Source organism: Protofrankia sp. Cj3 (genome assembly GCF_917627355.1).
Lineage (GTDB): Bacteria > Actinomycetota > Actinomycetes > Frankiales > Frankiaceae > Protofrankia.
The window spans coordinates 2,481-5,634 of the sequence record NZ_CAKJTR010000267.1; the positions used below are offsets into that span (position 1 = coordinate 2,481).

General features: G+C 65.2%; 7 protein-coding genes and 1 tRNA gene. 3 read left to right on the plus strand and 5 right to left on the minus strand.

Going from position 1 to position 3,154, the window contains the following annotated elements:
* Window positions 1–22: 22 nt before the first annotated feature.
* Window positions 23–463: a PIN domain-containing protein gene (locus MJ783_RS21965; RefSeq protein WP_239313482.1), complete on the minus strand. Its 441-nt coding sequence runs from the start codon at window positions 461–463 to the stop codon at window positions 23–25.
* Entirely contained in the window at window positions 460–708 is a 249-nt protein-coding gene (locus MJ783_RS21970) for a type II toxin-antitoxin system Phd/YefM family antitoxin (protein WP_239313485.1), read from the minus strand. Before MJ783_RS21970 ends, MJ783_RS21965 begins: the two co-directional genes overlap by 4 nt.
* Before the next feature lie 65 nt (window positions 709–773).
* On the opposite strand from MJ783_RS21970, the gene MJ783_RS21975 reads away from it, so the two are divergent.
* From MJ783_RS21975 to MJ783_RS21985, 3 genes are all read left to right on the plus strand, one after another.
* A complete protein-coding gene (locus tag MJ783_RS21975; protein WP_239313488.1) occupies window positions 774–977 on the plus strand; it encodes a hypothetical protein in 204 nt (67 codons plus the stop codon).
* 441 nt (window positions 978–1,418) lie between these two features.
* Complete coding sequence (locus MJ783_RS21980; RefSeq protein ID WP_239313490.1) at window positions 1,419–1,688, plus strand: hypothetical protein; 270 nt, start codon at window positions 1,419–1,421, stop codon at window positions 1,686–1,688.
* The gene (locus MJ783_RS21985; RefSeq protein ID WP_239313493.1) at window positions 1,685–2,008 is read left to right on the plus strand and encodes a type II toxin-antitoxin system PemK/MazF family toxin; all 324 of its coding nucleotides are present in this window, start codon (window positions 1,685–1,687) and stop codon (window positions 2,006–2,008) included. The genes MJ783_RS21980 and MJ783_RS21985 overlap by 4 nt, the downstream gene beginning before the upstream one ends.
* A 417-nt stretch (window positions 2,009–2,425) precedes the next feature.
* Here MJ783_RS21985 and MJ783_RS21990 read toward each other — a convergent pair whose 3' ends face one another.
* The 3 genes from MJ783_RS21990 to MJ783_RS22000 all read right to left on the minus strand — a co-directional run.
* Window positions 2,426–2,665 (minus strand): PIN domain-containing protein, encoded by a 240-nt coding sequence (locus MJ783_RS21990; protein WP_239313496.1) that lies wholly within the window; start codon window positions 2,663–2,665, stop codon window positions 2,426–2,428.
* A 142-nt stretch (window positions 2,666–2,807) separates the two neighbouring features.
* Window positions 2,808–2,884: transfer RNA gene (locus tag MJ783_RS21995), tRNA-Met, on the minus strand.
* Between the two features lie 40 nt (window positions 2,885–2,924).
* Window positions 2,925–3,154, minus strand: a 230-nt coding sequence (locus tag MJ783_RS22000) for a hypothetical protein (protein ID WP_239313499.1), incomplete at its 5' end; no start/stop codon positions are given.

Consider the following 3,154-nt stretch of genomic DNA (forward strand, 5'->3'; position numbering starts at 1 on the left):
GGGATCCGCGCCGATTTCTTCCTCAGAGGTCATCCGGTAGTAGCCGGAAGTGCGGGTGGCCGCTGATGGGACGGATGGCGCGGAAGTGCTTCCGATCGAGAGTGAACACGGCGTCAGTACGGAAGTAGGCGGCGAGAGCCGCGTTCATCGCGTCAGTGATCCCAATACTCATGTTCTTGTAGAGAGCCATCAAAGCACGGGCGGTGTGCAGGTGGGGAGACAGATCCGCCACCTCGTACCGTCTGATGTCAACTTTGCCCAGAATGTGATCCAGGACTGTGACAGCCGTGTCGGCCCCTATCCGAGTCGAGATCAGGTAGTCCAGCTCGGATAGCACGAAGGGAGAAATTACTAAATGCCCGATTTTGGTGCGGGTCTTGGAGCAGGTCGCATGCTCGGCGTCCAGGCGATTGAACACGGCGAGGAGGGCGGAGGTATCGGCGATTGCAACCGGAACAATCACAAGCCGAAACCCTCCGCGAGCATCTCGTCGACTCGGGCTGACATGTCGGCCGGGCCATCGAAGAGAGGAAGGTCGTCGTCTCCCATGGGATCGACCGGGTAGGGGGGGACGGGTTCGGCGTGACCGGCGGGTACCAGCGTGGCGATATGGCGCCCATTTTTCGTCACTGCAATCGTCTCGCCGCGCTCGGCGGCAGCGAGTATCTTCGCGGCCTGCTGGTTGAACTCCCGCGCGGTGGCTTCCATACCTCCAATGTACTACGGGAGATCGTAAATGTACTACAGCGAGGCTGCGGGTCCATGACGACCCGGTGCACGCCTTCGAAGTGTCCGAGCCGGCCGTCGGAGGTGCGTACGGGTACGGGTGGGATGCCGGCGGCGGGGGCCGGGTCTACGCGATGCACCTGTCGATGCTCCGCAAGGCAGCGCGGATGACCCAGGCGAAGGTCGCCGAGGAATACCTGCGGGTATGGCGCGGCCAGGAGCGCCGGTCGCTTGTCACAGAGCGGGGATGAGCACCGATGCTGGGTTACCTGCGCAGTGTGCGCGCCGTCCCAGAACCCCGCCCAGCCAGCCCCGGAGACTGGAGGCGAGGGTGTCTGCGGCCAGTTCCCGCGCCGCTTGGTGCTCACCCAACCTGCCCAGTGCGAAGGCGAGGATGGCCGCCGCAAGCAGGGTGACCGGGTGGTTGTCGCCGAGGATCCACCGGCTGCGGCTGCTGCCGGTCGACAGTCTTGATGGGCTTGGCGCGTCCCACGTCAAGGGGTGTCGCCGTGACCAGGTGACGCCGCACTCCGGCTTGCGCAGGTCTGCCGGAACCACTCAGGTCGGCCCGCTCCCGGCCAGCAGCGCGTTCGCGTGTGCCAGCACCATGGGTACCACCCCGGGACACAGATGCCCCCGACCACGCGTGCGCCGAGCACCCAGATGTTGTACGTTTGTTGTACGGTGGCCTCATGAGCGTCGGATTCCGCCCCACCGAAGAGGACCTCCGGATCGTTGAGGCCAACCGCCGTCAGGACGAGAAGACCAGCGACGTCATCCGGCGCGCCCTGCGACTGCTTGACCGGGAGGCGTGGGAGGCGCGTGCCCGCGAGGATATGCACCGGCTGCGGAACGAGGATCTGTCCGCCGAACCCGATGCGTGGGAGTACGACGCCAACGGCAACATCAGAATCACAGGTACGAACCTCGCGGTACCAGCCAGATCGCAGGACCAACCGTGATCCACGGGGCGGTGTACCCGGTGGATCTCGGCGACGCCAAGCGCGGGCATGAACAGCGGGGGCGTCGACTCGGCCTCGTCCTGAGTATTGAGCAGAACGCGTGGTCCACGGTCACGATCGTTCCAACGTCGACCGGCGCGCAGGCGTCCACCTTCAGACCGGAGGTGACCATCGCGGGGCGGTCGACCAGGATCCTGATCGACCAGATCCGCACCATCGACAGCTCCTATGTCGCGGGTGACCTCGTGGACTACCTCTCCCGCGACGACATGGCGCAGGTTGAGCACACCCTCTCGCGCTACCTCGGACTGCTTCGCTGAGCGCATCGCCTGGCTCCCGTACATCGGCCTCCCCCGCGACTGGACGAAGACAGAGGCCCGACGCAACTGACGGATCTGTCGAGTTGCTCCTACCGGCCCCCAGCCGGGCCGCGCGGCATGTGCAACCCGGGTACGGACACCGGATATGCGGCCCGATCACCAAAAAAGATGCTGGTAGAAGCCTGAGATCTACGCGAGGGTGACTGGTACCACCCCCGGGCTGCACACGTCCGCGAAGGGGGACTATCCGAGGAAGACGAGTGGCACCGAGGACTCAGCGAGGATGTTGAGGCCATGGTGAACAAGGGCCGAGCCGACCCCGCGCTTCTGGTACGAGCGCACGACCGCCAATGGGCTGAGGACCTGGACCTCGACTGGGGGCCAGTAAAGATCGGGGTTCGTGCTGGTGCGCGGAAGTCAACCGAGGGTCGGCAGAAGCTCGAAAGCGCGGCAGTGGCTGGGAACGACGATCTGGAAGTCCTTGCGGTCGACCGTCGCGACCTTGGGCGTGCCCAGGTGTTCCGCTGTAGCGACCACCACGGCGTCGACTGTGTCGAGCGGAAGATCGGCGTAGCGCCGCACCAGTTGGGCAGCGCGATGGAACTTGTCTCGCTTGTTGATGGCGGCGACGAGTACACCGGTGTCGACAACTATCACCGGTTCGGCTCGCCTAACTCCTCGCGAAGGATCCGAGATGAACGTTCAGCCAGATCACGTTCACCATCCATGATCCCGATGAACGACAAGCGGCGCCGCATGGAAAAGGCCCTCGGAGAGGGCTTCTCCGAGGGCCTTTCGCTGGTAGCGGGGACAGGATTTGAACCTGTGACCTCTGGGTTATGAGCCCAGCGAGCTACCGAGCTGCTCCACCCCGCGTCGGTGTGAGTTCACCTTACAGGACGCCAGGCGGGGGGTGTCAAACGATCTTGATTAATTTTTCCAGCCGGCCTACCTGCCAGGTACCGCCGTCAAGGTGGTCGCCGCGGGAGCCGCGGGAGCCGCGGGCGCGGCCGAATCCGCGGCGACGGCCGGCGAGGAAGGTGGTACGGCTGCCGGGGGTGAGCCCTGCGCGGACGGTGCGGGGGCCACCGAGGCGGCAGGTGGCGTCCTGGTGAGCTGCGCCAACCGGTTCAGCGCGTCCGACAG

Bases quoted from the DNA above. Each gene is read 5' to 3' on its own strand.
- MJ783_RS21970 (WP_239313485.1), bottom strand. From the start codon at position 708: ATGGAAGCCACCGCGCGGGAGTTCAACCAGCAGGCCGCGAAGATACTC.
- MJ783_RS21980 (WP_239313490.1), top strand. From the start codon at position 1,419: ATGAGCGTCGGATTCCGCCCCACCGAAGAGGACCTCCGGATCGTTGAG.